The following is a 21,496-nucleotide window of genomic DNA, read 5'->3' on the forward strand; positions in this document are numbered from 1 at the left end:
GCGGCCGTCCCCTGCAGTGCGCAGGGGACGGCCGCCGCGTCGTACAAAGCGGCAAAGGCCGTGGCACTACCCCCCGTAGACTCCAATCCCCGTAACGGTGGACCGGGTGTTGTCCGAGTAGGTGCGCGGCTTCAGGGTGAACAGCTTGGTGCCGACGTTGCAGCCGGTGCCAGGGGTGATGTGCCAGAACTCGATGCGATAGGGCGTCTGGTTCGAGACGGATCGGGCAGCTTTGAAGGGATAGCAGCCGGGCGTTACAGAGTAGACGGTCCTGGTACCGGTCCTGTTCTTCCCCGACCATCCGCAGACCTTCCCACTCGGGCAGGTATTGGGATCAGCCGCCGCAGCCGGTGTGGCGAAGGCGCCGGCCAGCAACACGCCAGCCACAGCCACCGTCGTCAGGCCTTTCTTGAGCATGCTCATACGAGGTTCCCCCTTGCAGCTTACGGTGCTGGTCATGCACCGAACAAGTGATCATCTGATCATCCGGCTGGTGTGAGGGGAAGAGTGATTTTGGTCAAGCTGCTGGTCTGGCGGGCCCGCGAGGGTCGCCAGGCTCTCACGCTGCCGTCACCGACACTTGCGCCAGGAGTTTCTCGTAGGCTTCGCGGTCGAAGTCGCCAGCGGTCGCGGATCGTACGGTGGCTGCCGACAGAGCGACCGCGCGGGTGAGGCGGTCCGGCCAGGGGAGGTCTTCCACCAGGCCCGATAGCAGGCCCGCGACAGCCGAGTCGCCCGCGCCGGTCGGGTTGCCGTGGACATGGCCCGGTGGGGTGGCGCGCCAGCGGCCTTCGGGGGTCGCCGCGTGCAGGCCCTCCCTGCCCAGTGACGCGATCACCGCGCGTGCCCCGCGCCGACGGGCGTCCTCCGTCGCGCGCAGCGGCTCGTGGGAGCCCGTCAGTTCGGCCAGTTCGTCGGCGTTGGGCTTGATGATGTCCGGGCGGGCGGCGACGCCGCGGCGCAGGGCCTCGCCGGCGGTGTCCAACAGCACCGGCACCCCGGCCGCACGCGCGGTCCGCACCAGCCCGGCGTAGGCACCCACCGGTACGCCCGGCGGCAGGCTGCCGCACAGGGCCACCGCGGAGGCCGACGTCAGCAAGTCCTCGTACGCCGTCTGGAAGCCGGACCACTCGGCGGACGTGATCGTCGGGCCGGGCTCGTTGAGCTGGGTCGTGTCGCCGGTCTGTTCGTCGACCACGGCGATGGTGCGCCGGGTCGGGCCCGTCACCGGGAGCAAGGCGTCCATCACGCCGGGGGTCGCCGTGAGCTGATCCTGTACGACCCGGCCCGTCGCGCCGCCCGTGAAGCCCGTGACCGTCACCTCGTGGCCGAGGGCCGCCAGCACCCGGGCCACGTTCAGGCCCTTGCCGCCGGGGCGCTCGGTCACCTCGGAGACCCGGTGGGTGGAGTGCGGCCTGAGGGCCCGTACCCGATAGGTGATGTCGAGAGCGGTGTTCAGCGTGACCGTGAGGATCACCTGGGCCGACCTCCCCCGGAGAGTTCAGTTCGCGTTTGCCGTCCGGAGATGCTGATCATGCCAAATGGGCGGCGGTCGTCCCAGTCTCGCAGGACAACCGCCGCCCTCAACAGCAGGACAGATCAGCCCAGTTGCGGCTCAACCACCCATTCGCCGCGGCGCATCACGCCCTTGAGGTCGAAGTCGGAGTCCAGAATCACCAGGTCGGCGTCCTTTCCGGGCTCCAGTGAGCCGATGCGGTCGTAGCGGCCGAGGAGGCGGGCCGGGTTGGCCGACAGGGCCGCCACCGCGTGCTCCAGCGGCAGCCGGTCGATCGTCACCGCCCGCTTGAAGGCGCGGTCCAGGGTGAGGGTCGAGCCCGCGATCGAACCGCCGTCCACCAGGCGAGCCACGCCGTCGGCCACCTCGACCTCCAGCGGGCCGAGCATGTAGCGGCCGTCGCCGAAGCCGGCCGCGTCCATGGCGTCCGTGATGAACGCGACCCGGTTCGCGCCCGCGTGACGGAACGCCAGCTCCAGGGCCGCCGGGTGGAGATGTGTGCCGTCGTTGATCAGTTCGACCGTCACCCGCTCGTCCTCCAGCAGGGCCGCGATCGGGCCCGGCTCGCGGTGGCCGAGCGGCGGCATCGCGTTGAAGAGGTGGGTGGCGACCGTCGCGCCCGCCTCGATCGCCTCCACCGTCTGCTCGTACGTCGCGTCCGTGTGCCCGATCGCCGCGATGACGCCGTGCTCGGCGAGGAGGCGTACGGAGTCGATGCCACCGGGTAGCTCCGTGGCGAGGGTGACCATCGTGGCCCTGCCGCGCGCCGCGTCGATCAGTTTGCGGACCTCCGCCGGGGCCGGGTCGCGCAGCAGTTCCTCGGAGTGCGCGCCCTTGCGGCACGGGGAGATGAACGGGCCCTCGAAGTGGATGCCGGCGATGTCGCCCTGCTCGGCCAGCTCCGAGAGGAGGCCGGCTCGCCGGGTCAGGAAGTCCATGTCGCCGGTCACCGTGGAGGCGACGAGGGTGGTGGTGCCGTGCAGGTGGTGGGTCCGGATGCCCTTCAGTACCTCTTCGGGGGTGCCTGAGGTGAACGAGGCTCCGCCGCCGCCGTGGTTGTGGATGTCGACGAAGCCGGGGGCCACGTAGTGGCCGGTTACGTCGATGACCTGGGCGTTCTCCGGGGCTGTGCCGGTGATGCGGGGGCCGTCGACGATCACCTGGCCGTCTTTGACGGGTCCTGTGGGGAGGACGACCGTTGCGCCGGAGAGCACCAGGGGGGTGCCTACCGTCGCGGGCTGCGGGTGTGCTGTGGCTGGTCGCGCAGTTCCCCGCGCCCCTAGGGCGTTCGCCATCAGCGAGTTACCTCCGTACGGTCGGTGTGGTCCAGGAGATCCCAGGCCAGTAGCCCGGCACCGAGGCATCCCGCCGTGTCTCCCAGCGCCGCGGGGACGATGGACGGCAGCTTCTGGAAAGTGACCCGCCGCCGGACCGCGTCCCGCAGCGGTGTGAACAAGGTTTCCCCCGCCTCGGCCAGGCCGCCACCGATGATCAGGATGCGCGGGTCCAGCAGGGTGAGGGCGGTGACCAGGCCGTCGGCGAGGGCGTCGACGGCGTTCCGCCAGATTCGTACGGCGTTCGGGTCGCCGGACGCGACGGCCTTGGCGCAGTCCGCCGCGTCCGCCTCCGGGTCCCCGACCGCGGCCGCCCACGCCTCGCTCACCGCCGCCGCCGACGCGAACCGCTCCAGGCAGCCGCGCTGTCCGCACGGGCAGGGGGTACCGCCGGGCCGTACGACGATGTGGCCGATCTCTCCCGCGAAGCCGTGCGCGCCCGCCTCGACCCGGCCGTCGATGCCGATGGCGCCGGCTATCCCGGTGCCGAGCGGGACGAAGAGGAAGCGGTCGGCGCCCTGACCCGCGCCGATCCGGCCCTCGGCGAGGCCGCCCGTGCGCACGTCGTGGCCGAGGGCGACGGGGGTGCCGCCGAGCCGTTCGGACAGCAGGCGGCGCAAAGGTACGTCACGCCAGCCCAGGTTGGCCGCGTAGGAGGCGATGCCCCGCTGCTCGTCGACGATGCCGGGGACGGCGACGCCGACGGCGGCCGCGGGCTCGCCGAAGCGCTTCTCGCCGTACGCGCGCAGCTCGGCGGCGAAGTCGAGGATGCCGTCGATGATCGCCTCTGGGCCGCGCTCGCGGCCGGTCGGGCGGCGGGCCTGATGGAGCAGTTCGCCGCTCGCCCCTGCCAGGGCCGCCTTCATCCCGGTGCCGCCCACATCGAGGGCGATGACATGTCTCACGGGGACAGTGTGGCTTGCGCACCCGCGAGAGGTCTAGTCCACTTACGTGGTGTAGACCTTATGGGGGCAATATGTATGACGTTTCGAAAGTTTCGAACAGAACTGTGGGGCGGGTTTGCGTGCAGCGGCGTAGTCGTAGTCGTAGTCGTGGGCGTACGGGAGCGGTCGCGGCGGTGTCCGCGCTGGGGCTGGCGGCGGCCCTCGGCGGCTGCGGGCTGACCGGCGGCTCGGACGAGGTGACGCTGAAGCTGGTCGCGGCGGACTACGGCAACAGCGAGTCGAACAGCTCCCGGAAGTACTGGGACAAGCTCGTCAAGGCGTACGAGGCCGAGCACCCGGGGGTGCGCATCGACGTCACGGTGTACTCCTGGAGCGACGTCGACGCCAAGGTCAAGGAGATGGTCGACGCCGGGAAGGCGCCCGACATGGCGCAGATCGGGGCGTACGCCGACTACGCCGCCGAGGGTCTGCTGTACGAGGCCGATGAACTGCTCTCCATCCCCGTCCAGGCCGACTTCGTCTCGCAGTTCGCGGACGCGGGGCAGGTGAAGTCGGTGCAGTACGGCATACCCTTCGCCTCCTCCACGCGCCTGCTCTTCTACAACAAGGCGCTCTTCGAGAAGGCCGGCATCACCCCGCCGAAGACCTGGAAGGAGCTGGCGGCCGACGCCGAGACGCTGAAGGCGGAGGGCGTGAAGTACCCGTACGCCCTGCCGCTCGGTCCCGAGGAGGCGCAGGCGGAGACGATGCAGTGGCTGCTCAGCGGTGGCGGCGGCTACACCGACAGCACCATCGGCTCGTACAGCATCGACTCCGCGGAGAACGTCGCCACCTTCAACTGGCTCAAGAACGACCTGGTCGGCAAGGGGCTCACCGGCCCGGTGGCGCCCGGCGAGCTGAACCGGGCCGACGCCTTCTCCGCGTTCGCGGACGGTGACGTCGGCATGCTCAACGGCCACCCCTCGCTGATGCAGATGGCCGCGAAGAAGGGCGTGAAGTTCGGCATGGTGCCGATGCCCGGGGCTCAGGGGCCGAGCAAGGTCTCCATGGGCGTGGCGGACTGGATGATGGCCTTCAAGGAGAACGGCCACGCCGACCAGGTGGGCGAGTTCCTCGACTTCGTCTACGACAAGCAGAACGTGCTGGACTTCTCCCGCGAGTACGACCTGCTTCCGGTCACGAACTCCGCGTCCACGGAGATGGCCGCGGCCAAGGAGGACGCCGACCTCAAGCCGTTCCTGGAGCAACTGCCGCTGTCCGAGCTCTACCCGGTCGGCCAGACCTCCTGGGCGGCGGTCAGCGCGGACATCAAGAAGCGCATCGGCGGCACGGTCGCGGCCGGTGGCAGCCCCTCGGCGATCCTGGGGCAGCTGCAGACGGAGGCCACGCGGGCGGAGAACGCCGAGTAGCCCCGAGCCCCGGTTGTCAGTGGCGGGCGTTACGGTGCGTCCATGGACCAGCACCAGGACCGGGACCGGGACCGGGACCCGACCGAGGCCGCCCTCGCCGACCGCGAGCGGTCCATCCTCGCGCTGGAACGCCGGGGCTTCACGGGCCCCGGCGCCAAGGAGCGGGCGATACGCGAGGAACTGGGCCTGGCCCCCGTCCGCTACTACCAGCTCCTGAACGCCCTGCTGGACGACCCGAGGGCGCTGGAGCACGACCCGGTGACGGTGAACCGGCTGCGGCGGGTACGGGAGGCGCGGCGGGCGGAGAGATGAGATGACGGGACAGGGGTGCATCCGGTCGTCCCTGGATAGGGTCCAGGTATGGCCAGTCACAAGGATCTGACCGACCCCGCGGACTCCCTGCCGACCCCCCTCACCCAACCCGGCCGCGACGGACTCGCCGCGCTCCTCGACCGCCCCGCGCGGGCGCTCGTCGCGCTGGACTTCGACGGCACGCTCGCCCCGATCGTGCCGGACCCGGAGAAGGCGCGGGCCCACCCCGACGCCCTGCCGGCGCTGGTCGCGCTCGCGCCGAAGGTGGCCGGCGTCGCCGTGGTCACCGGGCGTCCGGCCGACGTCGCCGTGCGGTACGGCGGTTTCGCCGGGGCCACGGGCCTTGAGCACCTCGTCGTGCTCGGACACTACGGCGCCGAGCGCTGGGACGCCGTCAGCGGAAAGGTCACCGCACCCGACCCCCACCCCGGCGTCGCGGCCGTCCGTGCCGAACTGCCGGGTCTGCTCGCGCGCAGCACGCAGGGCACCTGGATCGAGGACAAGGGACATGCCGTCGCCGTGCACACGCGCCGCGCGGCCGACCCGCAGGGCACCTTCGACGCCCTGCGCGGACCCCTCACCGACCTGGCCACCCGCAACGGCCTGGTCGTCGAACCCGGCCGCATGGTCCTGGAACTGCGCCCGCCCGGCATGGACAAGGGCGTGGCGCTCAGCGAGTACGTCAGGGAACTCGGCGCCGAGTCCGTCCTCTACGCCGGCGACGACCTCGGCGACCTCCCCGCCTACGCCGCCGTCGACGCCCTCCGCTCCGACGGCACCCCCGGCCTCCTCGTCTGCAGTGGCAGCGAGGAGGTCACCGAGCTGGCGGAGCGCGCCGACGTGGTGGTCGACGGCCCGGCCGGCGTCGTACGGCTGTTGCGGCAGATCGCCGCTCAGGCGGGCTGATCGAGGGCGGGATCCAGCGCGTGGAGCTGGTCCAGGAACCACTGGGCCGGCGGCAGTGCCGTCGCGGCCGCCGCCAGCCGCTTCGAGCGCTCCGCCCGCTCCTCCGGGCGCATCGTCAGCGCCTCGTGCAGCGCCCGGGCCGTGTCGATCACGTCGTACGGGTTGACGGCGAACGCGTCCTCGCCCAACTCCTCGAACGCCCCGGCCTCCCGCGACAGCACCAGCGCGCACCCCTCGTCGGAGAGGACCGGCACCTCCTTGGCGACCAGGTTCATGCCGTCCCGGATGGGGTTGACCAGCGCCACGTCCGCCAGGCGGTAGGCCGCCAGCGAGCGGGCGAAGTCGTCCTTGACGTGCAGTACGACCGGGGTCCAGCCCGGCGTCCCGTAGCGGGCGTTGATCTCCGTCGCCACGCGCTGCACCTCGGCCGTGTAGTCGCGGTACACCGCCAGGTCCTGCCGCGAGGGGTAGGCGAACGCCACGTGCACCACCCGTTCGCGCCACTCGGGGTGGTCGTCGAGAAGCTGCCGGTACGCCAGCATGCCGCGCACGATGTTCTTGGACAGCTCGGTGCGGTCGACCCGGACGATCGCCTTGCGGCCTTCGCCGATCTCGTCGCGCAGCACCGCCATCCGCTCGGCCACGTCGGCCTGATGCGCCCGCGCCCGCAGGAAGTCCGCGTCCGCCCCCAGCCCGTGCACCCCGACCCGGGTGCCGCCGAGCCCGCCCGCGAACCGCTCACCGCACGCCTCGAACGCGTCCGCCCACCGCCGGGTGAGGAACCCCAGCCGGTCCGCGCCGAGCATCCCCCACAGAAGCTGTGAACGGATGTCGTCCGGCAGCATCGCGAAGTACTCCGGCGGTGCCCAGGGCGTGTGCGAGAAGTGGCCGATCCGGACGTCCGGGCGCAGCTCGCGCAGCATGCCCGGGACCAGGCACAGGTGGTAGTCCTGCACCAGCACCGCCGCCCCCGGCGCCGCCTGCCCGGCCAGCGCCCGGGCGAAGGCGCGGTTGTACGTCTCGTACGACGCCCACTGCCGCCGGAACTCCGCGTCGAAGACCGGCTCCAGCGGCGTCTGGTACAGCATGTGGTGGACGAACCACAGCACCGAGTTCGCGATGCCGTTGTACGCGTCCGCGTGCACGTCGGCCGGGATGTCCAACATCAGCACGCCGTCCTCGCCGACCCCGCGCCGCACCGCCTCCCGGTCCCCGTCGGACAGCGCCGAGCACACCCACAGCGCGCCCGCCTCCGGTCCGATCGCCGACAGCCCGGAGACGACCCCGCCGCCGCCCCGCTTGGAGTGCAGCGAGCCGTCCTCGCGCACCTCGTACGAGACCGGGCCGCGGTTCGACGCGACCAGCACCCTGGCAGCGCCCTGCGCATCCTGAGCATCCTGCGTGGCAGCCATACGCCTCAACCTAGCCCGGCCCGGAACCGCTCAAACGTACGGCTCCGCTCAGTGGCGGGCTCTTCCATGCGCGGCCCACGCCCTGTCCACACCCTGTATACGGCCGGTTTCCGGCGTTCAGGCGACCTTCCGCGTCGCGTACTCGGCGATCTCCACCATCGGCGGCCGCTCCTCCATGTCCATGGAGTAGGTGCGCGGCTCGAAGCCGTCCTCGCCCCGCTCGAACTGGGTGAGGGAGGGCCGGATCAGATGCCCGCGGGCCAGCCTGAGCTGTGCCGTGCGGTAGATCGCCGCCGACATCCGGCCGAGCGCCTGCCCGTCCTGGTGCCGGTGCTTGCGCACCCCCACGTCGACCTGGGCCAGCGCGTCCAGGCCCACCAGATGCAGGGCGTCGATCAGCATGCCCAGCTCGACGCCGTATCCGACGGGGAACGGGAGCTGTTCGAGCAGCGACCTGCGTGCCGCGTACTCGCCGCCCAGCGGCTGCACGAAGCCGGCCAGCTGCGGCCAGTGCATGTTCAGCAGCGGGCGCGCCATCAGCTCGGTGACCCGGCCGCCCTGGCCGGCGGCCCCGCCGAGCGGGCGGTCGTACATGCCCTTGACCAGATCGACCTCGGGGTTGGTGAGCAGCGGGCCCACGATGCCGGAGACGAAGTCGGAGGAGAACTCCTTCAGGTCGGCGTCGATGAAGCAGACGATGTCCCCACTCGTCACCAGCAGGGAGCGCCACAGCACCTCGCCCTTGCCGGGCACGGCCGGGATGCGCGGAAGGATCTCGTCCCGGTGCACCACGCTCGCGCCCGCCGCGGCGGCCACCTCGGAGGTGCGGTCGGTGGAACCCGAGTCGACGACGACAATCTCGTCCACCAGGGGGACCTGCTGCATGAGGTCATGACGGATGATCGCGACGATGTCGCCGACCGTCTCCTCCTCGTTGAGCGCGGGCAGCACCACGGAGACCGACTGGCCCGTACGCTGCTTCGCTGCCAGGATCTGGTGGAGCGGGCGGTCGACGGCGGACCAGGAGCGGGTGCGCAGCCAGCGCTCGGCTTCTTCCAGCACGTTCGGTGGCTCCTCACTGTTGTCTCGCGTTACGGACGGCTCTCTCAACTGTCCTGGCGTTCGGTTACAGTCTTGAACAACGCGGGTGACCATCGCATGTCCGGGGTCGTCCGCCGATTACAACCGCATACAGCTCATCCAGAGGGGCAGAGGGAAACGGCCCGATGAAGCCCCGGCAACCCTCCAGTCGGTTCTCGTAGATCAGCGTCGATCGTCACCGTTGATCGTCTTCGCGAGGCTCCCGGCTAGGGAAGGTGCCAAATCCGTCTCACGGCGAGATGCGTCGTGAGGAAGATGAGGAGAAAGGGCCTCGCCTCACATGGCTGTGCAGACTGCTGCAAGCACCACCGACTCCGTCAAGACCGTCGACCTCGGTCCCGCCGCGGCACTGTCCTGCCGCGAGTGCGGTCACCGGGTACCCCTCGGACCGGTCTTCGCCTGCGAGGAGTGTTTCGGCCCGCTGGAGATCGCGTACGACTTCTCGGCCTACGACACCGAGGAGCTGCGTAAGCGGATCGAGGCGGGTCCCGCGAACATCTGGCGCTACGCGCCGCTGCTGCCCGTCCCGGCCGACGTCGCCGACAAGCCGAACCTCAACCCCGGCTGGACCAAGCTCGTCAAGGCCGACAACCTCGCCCGTGAGCTGGGCGTGACCGGCGGCCTGTACGTCAAGGACGACTCCGGCAACCCGACGCACTCCTTCAAGGACCGGGTGGTCGCCCAGGCCCTGGAGGCCGCCCGCGCCTTCGGCTTCACCACGCTCTCCTGCTCCTCCACCGGCAACCTGGCCGGTGCGGTGGGCGCCGCCGCGGCCCGTGCGGGCTTCCGGTCCTGTGTGTTCATCCCGCACGACCTGGAGCAGGGCAAGGTCGTCATGGCCGCGATCTACGGCGGCGAGCTCGTCGGCATCGAGGGCAACTACGACGATGTGAACCGCTTCTGCTCCGAGCTGATCGGCGACCCGGCCGGTGAGGGCTGGGGCTTCGTCAACGTCAATCTGCGGCCGTACTACGCCGAGGGCTCCAAGACCCTGGCGTACGAGATCTGCGAGCAGCTCGGCTGGCGGCTCCCGGACCAGCTCGTCGTCCCGATCGCGTCCGGCTCGCAGCTCACGAAGATCGACAAGGGTCTGCAGGAGCTGATCAAGCTCGGGCTCGTCGAGGACAAGCCGTACAAGATCTTCGGTGCGCAGGCCGAGGGCTGCTCGCCGGTGTCGACGGCGTTCAAGGCCGGCCACGACGTGGTCCGCCCGCAGAAGCCGAACACCATCGCCAAGTCCCTCGCGATCGGCAACCCCGCCGACGGCCCGTACGTCCTCGACATCGCGCGCCGCACCGGCGGGTTCGTGGAGGACGTGACGGACGAGCAGGTCGTCGACGCGATCAAGCTGCTGTCGCGGACCGAGGGCGTCTTCGCCGAGACGGCGGGCGGCGTGACGGTGGGCGTGACGAAGAAGCTCATCGAGAACGGCGTCCTCGACCCCGCCAAGACCACCGTCGTCCTCAACACGGGCGACGGTCTCAAGACGCTGGACGCGGTGGCCGGTACAGGGCTCACCGCGACCATCCGTCCCAACCTTGAGTCGTTCCGAGAGGCTGGCCTCGCTTGACCTCCTCCTCGGAGTCCCGAGGAGTCCAGTGGTCACCCACTGGGCTTCCTGCTTCACTGCCGACTGCCCCCGGGACGAACCCAAGCCGAGGTCTTGCACCAGCTCCACAGGCCGAAACCGCCAGCCCGGCGGCCGAAACGCAAAGTAGTCTTATCGTCACCGGAGGTCAAATCGCATGAGCGTGACCGTTCGCATCCCCACCATCCTGCGCACCTACACGGGCGGCCGGGCCGAGGTCGCCGCCGAGGGTGCCACTCTCGCCGACGTCATCGCCGACCTGGAGAAGAACCACACCGGGATCGCCGCCCGGGTCCTCGACGACCAGGGCAAGCTGCGGCGGTTCGTGAATGTGTACGTCAACGACGACGACGTGCGGTTCGAGCAGGGGCTGGAGACGGCCACGCCGGACGGTGCGGGTGTCTCCATCATTCCGGCCGTCGCCGGCGGCTGACCGCGGCTGACCGAATGACCGATCATTACCGCCGGTAACTTCGGTCACCGAGAGTTCACAGAATTGCCTCCTCCGTGAGAGAAGCGGAGGGGGCAATTCTGTGTGGTTGAGCGAGGTACAGTTGGGGAACGCACCGCCGATCTCCGGGTCGGTGGCCCTTGATTTCTGCCGCACGTCCGACAAGAAGTAGCCAAAGTGTGCGGGTTTTTTGCGGCTTTCGTTCCTTTTGTCAGGTCCGACTTGACCTGAAGTCAGGGGAATTGTCCCCACATTCCCGACCGGTCGTGCCCGGATTTCTCGTCCGATTGACCTGTTGCAGACGGCAGTTGGGCAGATACATTCAGCCGCGGTCGACGCGTTCCGGCGCACGCCCCCGACCGATGGGGGGTGAGGTCTGACCCGGATCCGCGAAGTGTGGATCTGTGCAAGGGCCAGTAATAGGGGAGTTAGGCATGGCTCAGGGCACCGTCAAGTGGTTCAACGCGGAGAAGGGGTACGGCTTCATCGCGGTCGACGGTGGTGCGGATGTTTTCGTCCACTACAGCGCGATCCAGATGGACGGTTACCGCACCCTGGAGGAAGGTCAGCGGGTCGAGTTCGAGATCTCGCAGGGCCAGAAGGGGCCGCAGGCGGACATGGTCCGCGTGGCCGGCTGAAGCACGCGCCGACTGACTGCAGCGACGTTCTTCTTCGAAGGGCTCGTACCTCCCGGGGTGCGAGCCCTTCGCCATGCCCGGCGCCCGCCCGGCGCCCGCCCGATCCCCGAGAGCCGCTTGCACTCGCAGGGGGCGAGTGCTAATCATTGCGTTAGCACTCTGAAGGTGAGAGTGACAATGAAGGACCGGGTCGGTGAGGCCCGCAGGCCGGGTGGGGCAAGGAACCACAAGGCGTGCGAGCCGTCCGTCGCGGGCGCGGGCGCGGTCCGAAGGAATCACCCCCAGTCCTGGAGGGACCACTTCACATGGCCAAGATCATCGCGTTCGACGAGGAGGCGCGGCGCGGCCTCGAGCGCGGCATGAACCAGCTCGCGGACGCCGTGAAGGTGACGCTCGGCCCCAAGGGTCGCAACGTCGTCCTCGAGAAGAAGTGGGGCGCCCCCACGATCACCAACGATGGTGTCTCCATCGCCAAGGAGATCGAGCTCGAGGACCCGTACGAGAAGATCGGCGCCGAGCTGGTCAAGGAAGTCGCCAAGAAGACGGACGACGTCGCCGGTGACGGTACGACCACCGCGACCGTCCTCGCCCAGGCCCTGGTCAAGGAAGGCCTGCGCAACGTAGCCGCCGGCGCCAACCCGATGGCCCTCAAGCGCGGTATCGAGAAGGCCGTCGAGGCCGTCTCCGCCGCCCTGCTCGAGCAGGCGAAGGACGTCGAGACCAAGGAGCAGATCGCCTCCACGGCCTCCATCTCCGCCGCCGACACCCAGATCGGCGAGCTGATCGCCGAGGCGATGGACAAGGTCGGCAAGGAAGGCGTCATCACCGTCGAGGAGTCCCAGACCTTCGGTCTGGAGCTGGAGCTCACCGAGGGTATGCGCTTCGACAAGGGCTACATCTCGGCGTACTTCGCCACCGACATGGAGCGTATGGAGGCGTCCCTCGACGACCCGTACATCCTGATCGCCAACTCCAAGATCTCCGCGGTCAAGGACCTGCTCCCGCTCCTGGAGAAGGTCATGCAGTCGGGCAAGCCGCTGCTGATCATCGCCGAGGACGTCGAGGGCGAGGCCCTGTCGACCCTGGTCGTCAACAAGATCCGCGGCACCTTCAAGTCCGTCGCCGTCAAGGCCCCGGGCTTCGGTGACCGCCGCAAGGCCATGCTCGGCGACATCGCCATCCTCACGGGCGGCGAGGTCATCTCCGAGGAGGTCGGCCTCAAGCTGGAGAACGCGACCCTGGACCTCCTGGGCCGCGCCCGCAAGGTCGTCATCACCAAGGACGAGACCACCATCGTCGACGGCGCCGGCTCCACCGACCAGGTGCAGGGCCGCGTGAACCAGATCCGCGCCGAGATCGAGAACAGCGACTCGGACTACGACCGCGAGAAGCTCCAGGAGCGCCTGGCCAAGCTCGCGGGCGGCGTCGCGGTCATCAAGGCCGGTGCCGCCACCGAGGTGGAGCTCAAGGAGCGCAAGCACCGCATCGAGGACGCCGTGCGCAACGCCAAGGCGGCCGTCGAGGAGGGCATCGTCGCCGGTGGTGGCGTGGCCCTGCTGCAGGCCTCCGGCGTCTTCGAGAAGCTGGAGCTGGAGGGTGACGAGGCGACCGGCGCCGCGGCCGTCAAGCTCGCCCTCGAGGCCCCGCTGAAGCAGATCGCCGTCAACGCCGGCCTCGAGGGCGGCGTCGTGGTGGAGAAGGTCCGCAACCTCACCCCGGGTCACGGCCTGAACGCCGCGTCCGGCGAGTACGTCGACCTGGTCGCCGAGGGCATCATCGACCCGGCGAAGGTGACCCGTTCCGCGCTGCAGAACGCCGCCTCCATCGCCGCGCTGTTCCTCACCACCGAGGCCGTCATCGCCGACAAGCCGGAGAAGGCCGCCGCGGCCGCTCCGGGCGGCATGCCGGGCGGTGACATGGACTTCTGAGCCTCCTCGTAGAGATACGCAGAGATACAGGAGGCTCGGACGCGGTCCGTCCAGTGCCGAGGGCGGCACTCCCTGGAGACAGGGGTGCCGCCCTCGGGCGTGTCCGGGGTCACAGGCGGGTGCCCGCTCGGATGTGGAATGCGTGACACCACCCGCACAGTTGCTTAAGAAGTTGCAACAATGCGCACGCACATACCACCCGGTCAGTCGACCCCGTTCCCAAGGAGCCCTCCACGTGACCGTCACCGAGCCCGCCGCCTCCCGCGCGGCCCACGTCCTGTCCCGGCCGACCCCGATCAACGGCCTCACCGTGCCCAACCGCATCGTGATGGCGCCGATGACGCGCATGTTCTCGCCGGGCGGCGTCCCCGGTGCGGACGTGGTGTCGTACTACGCGCGCCGGGCCGCCGCCGGCGTGGGGCTGATCGTGACCGAGGGGACGTACGTCGGGCACGAGTCGGCCGGGCAGAGTGACCGGGTGCCCCGGTTCCACGGCGAGGAGCAGCTCGCCGGGTGGGCGAAGGTCGCCGAGAGCGTGCATGCGGCGGGCGGGACCATCGTGCCGCAGCTCTGGCACATCGGCATGGTGCGCAAGCAGGGTCAGCCGCCGTTCGCCGAGGCCCCGGCCGTCGGCCCCTCCGGCCTGCGCATCGGCGAGAACGAGCCCACCGGCAGGGCCATGACCCAGCGCGACCTGGACGACGTCATCGGCGCCTTCGCCGAGGCCGCTGCGGACGCCGAGCGGATCGGGTTCGACGGCGTGGAGATCCACGGCGCCCACGGCTACCTCGTCGACCAGTTCCTGTGGGCGGGCACGAACCGCCGCACGGACGCCTACGGCGGTGACCCGGTCGCCCGTACGAAGTTCGCGGCGGAGATCGTGGCTGCCGTACGCGAGAAGGTCTCGCCGTCCTTCCCGGTCATCTTCCGCTACTCGCAGTGGAAGCAGGAGGCTTACGACGCCCGCCTCGCCGAGACCCCCGAGGAGCTGGAGGCCGTCCTCGCCCCGCTCGCCGCGGCCGGCGTCGACGCCTTCCACGCCTCCACCCGCCGCTACTGGGTCCCGGAGTTCGACGGCTCCGACCTCAACCTCGCCGGCTGGACGAAGAAGCTGACCGGCAGGCCCACCATCACCGTCGGCTCGGTCGGCCTGGACGGCGAGTTCCTGGGCGCGTTCGCCGGCCAGGGCTCCGAGGTCAAGGGCATCGACGACCTGCTGGACCGCCTGGAGGCCGAGGAGTTCGACTTCGTCGCCGTCGGCCGGGCGCTGCTCCAGGACCCCGAGTGGGCGGCGAAGGTGCTGCAGGGCCGCTTCGGCGAGCTGGCGGCGTATGACGCGGGCTCGCTGAAGACCCTGAGCTGACGTCTGCTTGGTCGCCCCCGTTGCGGGGGCGTCTTTCATTCCGGGACGGCGGGCGACCGCGGCCGGGGAGCCGGTGACGGAGGAGGCGGCGGAACCGGCGGGGGCCACGGCCAAGTAAAGGTCGGCTACAGGTTGCCCATTGGCTCGATGTCGACCTTCACCGGCGTTCCCCACACTCGCAGCACCTCGTAGTCGGTGAACTCGTGCACGAGCCGGTAGGCCATGGCGGGACGCGGACCGCGACGCTGGGCGGCGAGATACAGCTCGGCCTCCCGGCGGTCGCGGCGCGGTGTGCCGCAGAGCTGCCACTCCTGCCCGTTCCACAGCTCGGGCAGCCAGCGCTGCTGGGGCTGGGGGCGGTCGCCCCGGACGCCGTAGCGGGAGGGGGTGGTCTCGGTGGTGCGCGGGGGTACGGGACCGCCGTTGTACTCGGCGCGACGGGCTGCCCGGCGACGGGTTTCGCAGAGCAGGCAGAGGTCGTGGGCGTTCTCGTCGACCGGGCCGTTCGGGTGCTCCGGGCAGCGGGTGGTGGGGGCGGCGGTGGTGACGCTCTCGTCGAGGAGGTCGAGGGCGCGCCGGAGGTCGGCCTTGACCTCGTGGAGTTTGGCGTCGGGGGTGTCGGCGGTGAGGGACTCGCCGTGCTCGCCGAGGAGGCGGAGGGCTCGGCCGAGGGCGGTTAGGTGGGCGTGGTTCATGGGGGTGGCTCCGGGGCTTTGTGAGGGCCTGGTCAGGTGTTACGGCCGACCTTCAGCATGCACATGGAGATCCTCTGCCTCCCATCGCGCCATGAACTCGTCGTGGGACAGCGCCGGACCTGAAGGAGCAGCTTGACGAGTGCGCGCTTCGGCGATGTCGGCTTCGTCGAGCAGGTGCTGCGGCTTTTCCAGTGGGTTCATCTGGCTACTCCGTCAGGTCGGTGGGTCATTGCGCGTAGTCCTTGAGCTTCTCGGTGTCGAGGGTGATGTTCACGGGGGAGGGGAGCTCGACGGGCGCGCCCCAGGGGTAGGAGGGGGACTGCTGGTAGCGGCCTTCCTTGGGCTCGCTGTAGACCGTGATCGTGTTGCTGTCGCGGTCGATGAGGAGGTAGACGGGGATGTCGGCGCCCGCGTAACCGATGGGCTTGTCGACGCGGTCGCGTTGGTCGGTGTCGCGGTCGTGAGAAGTGATCTCTACGGCCATGAGGACTCCGTCCGTCTTGGACCACTCGCCGTCTCCCCTGAAGTGGTCAACCGGTACGAGAGTCCCGTCCGTGCGAGCGCGGCCCTTGCGGTAGGCCTCGGCCTTGACTCCGGACTCGGGCACAAGATCCAGGTCAGGGCGATGCTGCATGCACTGACGCAACAGCCACATGAAGATCGAGCGGTGGTTGCCGTCCGGCATGGCCTTGACTACTACCTTTCCGTTGATGAACTCAAGCCGCACGGTTTCCGGAGCGGCGGCGGCCAGCTCCTCGAATTCGTCGACGTCAAGTGGGCCGTGCCGGATGCAAAGCCTCCCGCCGAGGAACTCCAACCTGTTGCGCAGCTCCCGCGGAGCCCTGCGGACGAGTTCCTCGAAGTCTTCGACGGACATCTGCGGGCGTTCAGCGGTGTCAGGGGTCATGGCGTCGCCTCCTTCCTCCCATCGTGCACCGGAGTGGTGTCGGCGGACCGTAGGAGCAGTCATGCGGGTGTCCTTTCTTGTCGTCGTTGGGACATTGCGGCACGGATCTGTGCCGCATGTGTATGGATTGCGGAGGCTTGGAGGGGCGCGGGGTAGCGGTCGGGAGCGCGTTCGCCACGGCACGCGCCGCAGAGGCCTCCTGGTAGGGCCTCCGGGCGGCCGGGTACTCGGCACTTCGCGCACTCCAGGATGCGGAGTGGTGGACGGGCCGGGGCGGGTTCCGGGGGGAGCTTGGTGGTGAGGCGGCGGTGGATCAGGGCCGCCGGGTGGTGGACCGGGGTGGGCAGGCCGGTGGTCAGGGCGCGGAGTACGTCAGTGTCGGTGGCGCCCCGGTCGTACCAGGCGACGACCAGGGGCGCGAGGGCCGCACAGTCGGCGGCCGACAGCGACAGCGCGGGGGTCTCGCGGCCGAGGGCGGCCAGGAGTACGTAGGCCCTCGAGCGGGTCGGGCGCGGGCGGTCCGGTGGTTCCGTCGGCTCCTGCGGTGCGTCGCCCCTCGTGAACGCCGCCCACCAGGCGTCGTCACGTGCGGTACGGGAGAACCACGATCGGGTGATCCAGCGAGCGCCGCCCGAGTCGGAGGTCAGGTGCTCGCGTCCTCGTCGCAAGTGGCCTGCCCGCTGGAGGTTGTTGAGGGCCGTGCGCAGGGCGCACTGTCCGTACGGGAGGTGCTTGGCCAGCGTCTTTACGGAGATGTCGGCGCCGTCGGGGAGGCGGTCGATGTACGCGGCGATGGCGGCTTCGCGGGGTGGGAGGTGGGCGAAGTCGTGGTTCGTGCGGGGGAGTTGGTCGGGCGCGGACCGTTTCCCGTAACCCGGATTGGCCATGGGGTGCGGGGAGGCGTGCGCGGGCAGGGAGGCAGCACTAAGATTGGCGTCAGCCATGGGATCGAACTTCCTCTTCGATCTCGTCGGTTAAGCCCCCGCAGGTGTTGCTAGCACCTGGCGGGGGCTGTTCGTTATGCGGGCACGCTAGACGACCATCACTGTGCGTGGCAAGCCGAACGCGTCAAGTCAACTCGCCGGGTGGGAGGGTGGGTTGGGACCCTCCACCCGTTCCTTGAAAAGAGGGCTCGGGGCTGGCCGCTTGAGCTTCGGGGCGTCAGATCGCCCAGTAGTCGCGGTCCGGCAGTTCGATCCAGTGGTCCGGCGGGCCGACCACCGCGCGGGCGTCGGTCGGGCGCAGACCGGCGTACGCGAGCGAATAGGCCACCGCCTGGTGGCAGTAGACGTACGAGAACAGGACCTCCTCCGGACTGTCCTCCAGGTCCGGGCCGCCGCCCGGGTGCAGGTCCCAGCCCTCGCAGACGCCGTCGCGGTGGATGCTGCCCTGGTTGCCGCTCTTGGGGTTGGCGTACAGGCCGTAGGAGACGGTCCCTGCGGACAGACGGGTGTGTATGCCGGGCATCGAAGGGCCGTATCCCCACGGCTGGGTGACCACGCAGCCGCCCGGCACCGTCGTCACGCCGACGAGCCGCAGGGTCTCGTCCGAGTCGTAGTCGTACGGGTCCGCCAGCACCCCGGCCATCAACTCGTCGTCGGCCGGTGTCGCCTCCAGGCGGCGTATCGCCTCCTCGGCGTCGATCCCGGCCACGCACGCCAGTCCTGTGCCGTCGTAGTAGAGGTCGCCGAGAGCTGCGATGAGCCGGCGGCCCTCCTCCGCAACCGCGCGCTCCGCCTCCGTCAGACCCGGCAGACCCTCGGCCGGCGCGAACAGGCCGGGCTCCGGCCCGGCGAGGCTCAGCCGGCCCGGCGTCCAGCCGCCGGGACCGATCCACGCCGGGTCGGCCCCGGTGGCGGCCAGCGCCCGCGCGTTCCCGGAACGGCCCGCCACCACCGCGTCCCACAGTGCCGTGGTCCCGTCCTCCAGCGCGTCCACGTCCGCCACACGTCGGGCCAGTTCCGCGACGACCTCGGGCGAGCCGAACACCGCGGCCCGGTGCAGGGGCCGCGAGCCTCCGACGCCCCATCTCTCCGGATCGGCGCCCGCGTCGAGGCGCCGTGCCACGTCCTCGTGGTCCTGCCAGCCCCGATAGTCCATGCCCGCCCAGCCGCCGGCGTCCCTGCCCGTCATCCCGCGCCCCCTCCAGCCCGCCGATCTCCGTGCTCACACCATCGCAGACGGCACTGACAACGGGCGGTGCACGCCTCTGCTCAGCCCATGCTCTTCGCGCCGTCCAAGGACTCGCGGATGATGTCAGCGTGGCCGGCGTGCTGGGCCGTCTCGGCGATGATGTGCAGCAGCGTCCTGCGGGCCGACCATCGAGCTCCGGGCTCGTTCCACGGAGCCTTGGGCAGCGGATGGGACGCGTTGAGGTCGGACAGGGCGGTGACCAGCTCGTCGGTTCGGCGGGCCACTTCCTCGAACTCCGCCAGCACACCGGCCAGGGTCTCGCCGGGCAGCATTCGGAACTCGTCGGCCCGCTTGGCGAAGTCGGCCTCGGTCATGGAGGTGAAGTCGGGCATCGCCGACGGGCCGTCCAGGATGAAGTCCGCCCAGTGCTTCTCCACCGACGTCACGTGTTTGATCAGGCCGCCCAGGCACAGTTCGCTGGCGGTGGTGCGCTGACCGGCCTGCTCGTCGGTGAGGTCCCGGGTCGTGAAGCGCAGGAAGTGGCGGTGCTGGGCCAGTGCTTCCAGCAGGTCGGCGCGCTCGTCGGTGACGGTGACGGTGTTGTGCGTGGTCTCAGTCATGACGGCCACGCTAGGAGCCGAGTAGGTCAGATCCTGACCGCTTCGACGAAGGCCGACCAAGCCGATGCTCGGAAGATGAGCTTCGGGCCATCGGGGTGCTTGGAGTCGCGGACGGGGACGAGGGTGGGGTGGCCTACGGCTACTTCGAGGCAGTCGCCGCCGCTGCCGCCGCTGTAGCTGGATTTGTGCCAGGTGGTCGCGCTCAGGTCGTAGTCAGGGATGTTCCTCATGGGCGTAATCCTGCGCCAACGACTCGACCAGGGCTAGGGACTTCTTCGGCGAGAGTGCGGAGGCTGCGAGGAGCTCGAAGGTGAATCTCAACCGGGCGACGGTGGCCGGGTCGTCCTCCAGGCGTCCGGTTCCGACCCCCTCGAAGTAAACCAGCGGAGGGGCGTCCTCGAAGTCCATCAGCTTCAGTGAGCCCTCCATCGCCTTGTGTGCCCCTGCGTTGAAGGGCAGCACCTGCACGATGACCCGGCCTCGGTGGGCCAGACCCGCGACGTGGCGCAGGGCCTCCGCCATCACCGCTCGGCTACCCGTCACGCGGCGCAGCGCCGCCTCGTCAAGCACTGCCCACAACAACGGCTTTGTTGGGTCGTCGAGTAGACGGGTCCGTGCCATCCGGCCTTCCACCCGCTCATCAATGGTCTCCTCCGGTGCCGTTGGCTCGTACGCGCGGATCACGGCCCGTGCGTACGCGGGCGTCTGTAGCAGTCCCGGGATCAGCATCGGCGCGTACTGGCGGATCGCCATAGCCTCCGCCTCGGCCTCCGCCGCCTCCGCGAAGTGCTCCGGATAACGGGACCTGGCCGATGCCTTGCAGTTCCGCTGGAAGAAGTCGCCTGTCCCCAGCGCCTCATCCAACACCCGGGCGTGTTCAGGCTGTATCCGCCGCGTGCCCGCCTCCAACTGCCCCACGAACGAACCGCTCGCGAACAGCAGTTGGCCCAGCTTCTCCTGGCTCAGCCCGGCCTTTTCGCGGGCGTGACGCAGCTCCGCGCCCAACAGTGCGCGCGGTGATGTCGACGGGTCAAGGTCCTTCGGTCCCGGCATGGCAACTCCCGGTCGGACAGCAGAGGTTGTTGGGGCGCCTCGTATTGCCAGGTTAGAGGGGCGATCGACACGCTGTGTTGTGAATCGCAAACTCGGTGTAGAGAGATGGGGCAAGCGTGCGGTCGACCCAAGAAGTCGTGGCGTCCCTGCGAGAGGCTCTGGGGGCCGTGGGCGTCGTGCTGCCGTCGCTGGGTGTGGATCCGGTGACCGGTGCCAGTAAGGAACCGTTCGCGCTCGTCCAGCTCGGGCGCTGCAATGTGCGGACGGCCGAGCGGCTGGTGGCGGTGTTGCGCGGGGAGGAGGACCCGGCGCAGACGGAGCTGCTGGAACGGGTCCGCAAGGTCAACAGGGAGAGCAGACTGCCGCGTTAGCCGGTCAGGCGGTCGTACTGCGCCTGCGTGAGACGTACGGCGTCCGCGCCCAGGTTCTCCTCCAGGTGCGCGACGCTCCCCGTCCCCGGGATCGGGAGGATCACCGGGGAGTGGGCGAGGAGCCAGGCGAGGGCGACCTGGGTCGGTGTGGCGTCGAGTTCCTTGGCGATCTCGGCGACCTCCGAGGAGCGCCCGCCCGACTGCCCCGCCGCCACCGGCCGCCACGGCAGGAACGCGATGCCCGCCTCCTCGCACGCGGCGAGGACGGGCTCGTGCTCGCGGTCGAGGAGGTTGTAGCGGTTCTGGACGCTCGCGATGTCCACGACGGCGCGGGCGTCGGCGAGTTCGGCGGCGGTCACCTCGGAGAGGCCGATGTGGCCGATCTTGCCCTCGTCGCGCAGGTCGCGCAGGGCGCCGAGCTGGTCGGGGAGGGGGACATCCGGGTCGAGGCGGTGGAGCTGGAGGAGGTCGATGCGGTCGAGGCGGAGGCGGAGCATGGCCTCGTCGACCTGGTCGCGCAGGTCGGCCGGTTCGCCCGCGTGCCGCCAGCCCTCGCCGGAGGTGGTGTGGCGGATGCCGACCTTGGTGGCGATCACGAGGTCTTCGGGGTAGGGGTGGAGTGCTTCGGCGAGGAGGTCCTCGTTGGCGCCCCAGCCGTACATGTGCGCGGTGTCGATGAGTGTGACGCCGAGTTCGACAGCCCGGCGGGCGACCGCGAGGCACCTGGTTCGGTCCTGGGCGGTCTCCGGTCGTAGATGCATCGCCCCGAAGCCGAGCCGCCGTACTTCCAGTTCGCCGCCGATGCGGAACGTCGTCGGTGCCGTCATGCGGCCACGCTAACAGGGGAGTTGACG

At 69.9% G+C, this 21,496-nt stretch carries 23 protein-coding genes, 1 pseudogene and 1 riboswitch; of the genes and pseudogenes, 9 read left to right on the forward strand and 15 right to left on the reverse strand.

The genetic code is table 11. The features are described from left to right. Positions 1 to 66: 66 nt before the first annotated feature. The 4 genes from ACP4J3_RS41630 to ACP4J3_RS41645 all read right to left on the reverse strand — a co-directional run bounded on the left by ACP4J3_RS41630 (position 67) and on the right by ACP4J3_RS41645 (position 3,755). Positions 67 to 423, reverse strand: a complete 357-nt coding sequence (locus tag ACP4J3_RS41630) for a peptidase inhibitor family I36 protein (RefSeq protein ID WP_426541872.1) — start codon at positions 421 to 423, stop codon at positions 67 to 69. Positions 424 to 559: 136 nt separating this feature from the next. Then, positions 560 to 1,477: a 1-phosphofructokinase family hexose kinase gene (locus tag ACP4J3_RS41635; protein ID WP_426541874.1), complete on the reverse strand. Its 918-nt coding sequence runs from the start codon at positions 1,475 to 1,477 to the stop codon at positions 560 to 562. Positions 1,478 to 1,599: 122 nt separating this feature from the next. Then, on the reverse strand, positions 1,600 to 2,811 hold the full coding sequence (gene nagA / locus ACP4J3_RS41640) for an N-acetylglucosamine-6-phosphate deacetylase (protein ID WP_426541876.1): 1,212 nt from the start codon (positions 2,809 to 2,811) through the stop codon (positions 1,600 to 1,602). Next, positions 2,811 to 3,755 carry an ROK family protein gene (locus tag ACP4J3_RS41645; protein WP_426541878.1) on the reverse strand — a complete coding sequence of 315 codons (945 nt, stop codon included), beginning with the start codon at positions 3,753 to 3,755 and terminating at the stop codon, positions 2,811 to 2,813. The genes nagA and ACP4J3_RS41645 overlap by 1 nt, the downstream gene beginning before the upstream one ends. 173 nt (positions 3,756 to 3,928) lie before the next feature. On the opposite strand from ACP4J3_RS41645, the gene ACP4J3_RS41650 reads away from it, so the two are divergent. Genes ACP4J3_RS41650 through otsB form a run of 3 tightly spaced genes read left to right on the forward strand, consistent with a single transcriptional unit; the run spans position 3,929 to position 6,382 of the window. Then, positions 3,929 to 5,164: an extracellular solute-binding protein gene (locus ACP4J3_RS41650; RefSeq protein WP_426541880.1), complete on the forward strand. Its 1,236-nt coding sequence runs from the start codon at positions 3,929 to 3,931 to the stop codon at positions 5,162 to 5,164. Positions 5,165 to 5,206: 42 nt separating this feature from the next. Then, positions 5,207 to 5,476, forward strand: a complete 270-nt coding sequence (locus ACP4J3_RS41655) for a DUF3263 domain-containing protein (protein ID WP_426541882.1) — start codon at positions 5,207 to 5,209, stop codon at positions 5,474 to 5,476. A 48-nt stretch (positions 5,477 to 5,524) separates the two neighbouring features. Continuing rightward, on the forward strand, positions 5,525 to 6,382 hold the full coding sequence (otsB, locus tag ACP4J3_RS41660) for a trehalose-phosphatase (protein WP_426541884.1): 858 nt from the start codon (positions 5,525 to 5,527) through the stop codon (positions 6,380 to 6,382). Here otsB and ACP4J3_RS41665 read toward each other — a convergent pair. Next, positions 6,370 to 7,794: an alpha,alpha-trehalose-phosphate synthase (UDP-forming) gene (locus tag ACP4J3_RS41665; RefSeq protein ID WP_426541886.1), complete on the reverse strand. Its 1,425-nt coding sequence runs from the start codon at positions 7,792 to 7,794 to the stop codon at positions 6,370 to 6,372. The two genes, otsB and ACP4J3_RS41665, sit on opposite strands and share 13 nt — an antisense overlap. 117 nt (positions 7,795 to 7,911) lie before the next feature. After that, positions 7,912 to 8,856 carry a glucosyl-3-phosphoglycerate synthase gene (locus ACP4J3_RS41670; RefSeq protein ID WP_426541888.1) on the reverse strand — a complete coding sequence of 315 codons (945 nt, stop codon included), beginning with the start codon at positions 8,854 to 8,856 and terminating at the stop codon, positions 7,912 to 7,914. Between the two features lie 131 nt (positions 8,857 to 8,987). Beyond that, a riboswitch (SAM riboswitch) is annotated at positions 8,988 to 9,157 on the forward strand. 18 nt (positions 9,158 to 9,175) lie between these two features. Between ACP4J3_RS41670 and thrC the strand changes: the two genes are divergently transcribed. The 5 genes from thrC to ACP4J3_RS41695 all read left to right on the forward strand — a co-directional run bounded on the left by thrC (position 9,176) and on the right by ACP4J3_RS41695 (position 14,863). Continuing rightward, positions 9,176 to 10,465, forward strand: a complete 1,290-nt coding sequence (thrC, locus tag ACP4J3_RS41675; protein ID WP_426541890.1) for a threonine synthase — start codon at positions 9,176 to 9,178, stop codon at positions 10,463 to 10,465. A 175-nt stretch (positions 10,466 to 10,640) separates the two neighbouring features. Then, positions 10,641 to 10,916, forward strand: a complete 276-nt coding sequence (locus tag ACP4J3_RS41680) for a ubiquitin-like small modifier protein 1 (protein WP_109496855.1) — start codon at positions 10,641 to 10,643, stop codon at positions 10,914 to 10,916. 452 nt (positions 10,917 to 11,368) lie between these two features. Next, a complete protein-coding gene (locus ACP4J3_RS41685; protein WP_003986833.1) occupies positions 11,369 to 11,572 on the forward strand; it encodes a cold-shock protein in 204 nt (67 codons plus the stop codon). A gap of 305 nt (positions 11,573 to 11,877) precedes the next feature. Further along, positions 11,878 to 13,500, forward strand: a complete 1,623-nt coding sequence (gene groL / locus ACP4J3_RS41690) for a chaperonin GroEL (RefSeq protein WP_426541894.1) — start codon at positions 11,878 to 11,880, stop codon at positions 13,498 to 13,500. Positions 13,501 to 13,735: 235 nt separating this feature from the next. Further along, positions 13,736 to 14,863 (forward strand): NADH:flavin oxidoreductase, encoded by a 1,128-nt coding sequence (locus tag ACP4J3_RS41695; protein ID WP_426541896.1) that lies wholly within the window; start codon positions 13,736 to 13,738, stop codon positions 14,861 to 14,863. A 125-nt stretch (positions 14,864 to 14,988) separates the two neighbouring features. On the opposite strand, the gene ACP4J3_RS41700 is transcribed toward ACP4J3_RS41695, so the two are convergent. The 8 genes from ACP4J3_RS41700 to ACP4J3_RS41735 all read right to left on the reverse strand — a co-directional run bounded on the left by ACP4J3_RS41700 (position 14,989) and on the right by ACP4J3_RS41735 (position 20,271). Continuing rightward, positions 14,989 to 15,558 carry a hypothetical protein gene (locus ACP4J3_RS41700; RefSeq protein WP_426541898.1) on the reverse strand — a complete coding sequence of 190 codons (570 nt, stop codon included), beginning with the start codon at positions 15,556 to 15,558 and terminating at the stop codon, positions 14,989 to 14,991. A gap of 39 nt (positions 15,559 to 15,597) precedes the next feature. After that, positions 15,598 to 15,759 carry a hypothetical protein gene (locus ACP4J3_RS41705; RefSeq protein WP_426541900.1) on the reverse strand — a complete coding sequence of 54 codons (162 nt, stop codon included), beginning with the start codon at positions 15,757 to 15,759 and terminating at the stop codon, positions 15,598 to 15,600. A gap of 25 nt (positions 15,760 to 15,784) precedes the next feature. After that, positions 15,785 to 16,465: a Uma2 family endonuclease gene (locus tag ACP4J3_RS41710; RefSeq protein ID WP_426541902.1), complete on the reverse strand. Its 681-nt coding sequence runs from the start codon at positions 16,463 to 16,465 to the stop codon at positions 15,785 to 15,787. 59 nt (positions 16,466 to 16,524) lie between these two features. After that, on the reverse strand, positions 16,525 to 17,409 hold the full coding sequence (locus ACP4J3_RS41715; protein ID WP_426541904.1) for a hypothetical protein: 885 nt from the start codon (positions 17,407 to 17,409) through the stop codon (positions 16,525 to 16,527). A 217-nt stretch (positions 17,410 to 17,626) separates the two neighbouring features. Then, on the reverse strand, positions 17,627 to 18,598 hold the full coding sequence (locus ACP4J3_RS41720) for an ankyrin repeat domain-containing protein (RefSeq protein WP_426541906.1): 972 nt from the start codon (positions 18,596 to 18,598) through the stop codon (positions 17,627 to 17,629). Positions 18,599 to 18,678: 80 nt separating this feature from the next. After that, positions 18,679 to 19,218, reverse strand: a complete 540-nt coding sequence (locus ACP4J3_RS41725) for a DinB family protein (RefSeq protein WP_426541908.1) — start codon at positions 19,216 to 19,218, stop codon at positions 18,679 to 18,681. Positions 19,219 to 19,244: 26 nt separating this feature from the next. After that, a complete protein-coding gene (locus tag ACP4J3_RS41730) occupies positions 19,245 to 19,448 on the reverse strand; it encodes a DUF397 domain-containing protein (RefSeq protein ID WP_426541910.1) in 204 nt (67 codons plus the stop codon). After that, entirely contained in the window at positions 19,432 to 20,271 is an 840-nt protein-coding gene (locus ACP4J3_RS41735; protein ID WP_426541912.1) for a helix-turn-helix domain-containing protein, read from the reverse strand. Before ACP4J3_RS41735 ends, ACP4J3_RS41730 begins: the two co-directional genes overlap by 17 nt. A 116-nt stretch (positions 20,272 to 20,387) precedes the next feature. Here ACP4J3_RS41735 and ACP4J3_RS41740 point away from each other — a divergent pair. Continuing rightward, positions 20,388 to 20,579: pseudogene (locus ACP4J3_RS41740) on the forward strand (hypothetical protein); the annotation flags it as partial. Between the two features lie 59 nt (positions 20,580 to 20,638). Here the strand turns inward: ACP4J3_RS41740 and ACP4J3_RS41745 are convergent. Beyond that, positions 20,639 to 21,469, reverse strand: coding sequence for an aldo/keto reductase (locus ACP4J3_RS41745; protein WP_426541914.1), 831 nt, complete (start codon positions 21,467 to 21,469; stop codon positions 20,639 to 20,641). Positions 21,470 to 21,496: the final 27 nt, after the last annotated feature.

This window comes from Streptomyces sp. UG1, assembly GCF_049974585.1.
Lineage (GTDB): Bacteria > Actinomycetota > Actinomycetes > Streptomycetales > Streptomycetaceae > Streptomyces.

Coding starts and splice junctions, on each gene's coding strand:
- ACP4J3_RS41630 (WP_426541872.1), bottom strand. CDS start 423: ATGAGCATGCTCAAGAAAGGCCTGACGACGGTGGCTGTGGCTGGCGTG.
- nagA (WP_426541876.1), bottom strand. CDS start 2,811: ATGGCGAACGCCCTAGGGGCGCGGGGAACTGCGCGACCAGCCACAGCA.
- ACP4J3_RS41655 (WP_426541882.1), top strand. CDS start 5,207: ATGGACCAGCACCAGGACCGGGACCGGGACCGGGACCCGACCGAGGCC.
- otsB (WP_426541884.1), top strand. CDS start 5,525: ATGGCCAGTCACAAGGATCTGACCGACCCCGCGGACTCCCTGCCGACC.
- ACP4J3_RS41665 (WP_426541886.1), bottom strand. CDS start 7,794: ATGGCTGCCACGCAGGATGCTCAGGATGCGCAGGGCGCTGCCAGGGTG.
- thrC (WP_426541890.1), top strand. CDS start 9,176: ATGGCTGTGCAGACTGCTGCAAGCACCACCGACTCCGTCAAGACCGTC.
- ACP4J3_RS41680 (WP_109496855.1), top strand. CDS start 10,641: ATGAGCGTGACCGTTCGCATCCCCACCATCCTGCGCACCTACACGGGC.
- ACP4J3_RS41685 (WP_003986833.1), top strand. CDS start 11,369: ATGGCTCAGGGCACCGTCAAGTGGTTCAACGCGGAGAAGGGGTACGGC.
- groL (WP_426541894.1), top strand. CDS start 11,878: ATGGCCAAGATCATCGCGTTCGACGAGGAGGCGCGGCGCGGCCTCGAG.
- ACP4J3_RS41700 (WP_426541898.1), bottom strand. CDS start 15,558: ATGAACCACGCCCACCTAACCGCCCTCGGCCGAGCCCTCCGCCTCCTC.
- ACP4J3_RS41705 (WP_426541900.1), bottom strand. CDS start 15,759: ATGAACCCACTGGAAAAGCCGCAGCACCTGCTCGACGAAGCCGACATC.
- ACP4J3_RS41710 (WP_426541902.1), bottom strand. CDS start 16,465: ATGACCCCTGACACCGCTGAACGCCCGCAGATGTCCGTCGAAGACTTC.
- ACP4J3_RS41715 (WP_426541904.1), bottom strand. CDS start 17,409: ATGGCTGACGCCAATCTTAGTGCTGCCTCCCTGCCCGCGCACGCCTCC.
- ACP4J3_RS41720 (WP_426541906.1), bottom strand. CDS start 18,598: ATGACGGGCAGGGACGCCGGCGGCTGGGCGGGCATGGACTATCGGGGC.
- ACP4J3_RS41725 (WP_426541908.1), bottom strand. CDS start 19,218: ATGACTGAGACCACGCACAACACCGTCACCGTCACCGACGAGCGCGCC.
- ACP4J3_RS41730 (WP_426541910.1), bottom strand. CDS start 19,448: ATGAGGAACATCCCTGACTACGACCTGAGCGCGACCACCTGGCACAAA.
- ACP4J3_RS41735 (WP_426541912.1), bottom strand. CDS start 20,271: ATGCCGGGACCGAAGGACCTTGACCCGTCGACATCACCGCGCGCACTG.
- ACP4J3_RS41745 (WP_426541914.1), bottom strand. CDS start 21,469: ATGACGGCACCGACGACGTTCCGCATCGGCGGCGAACTGGAAGTACGG.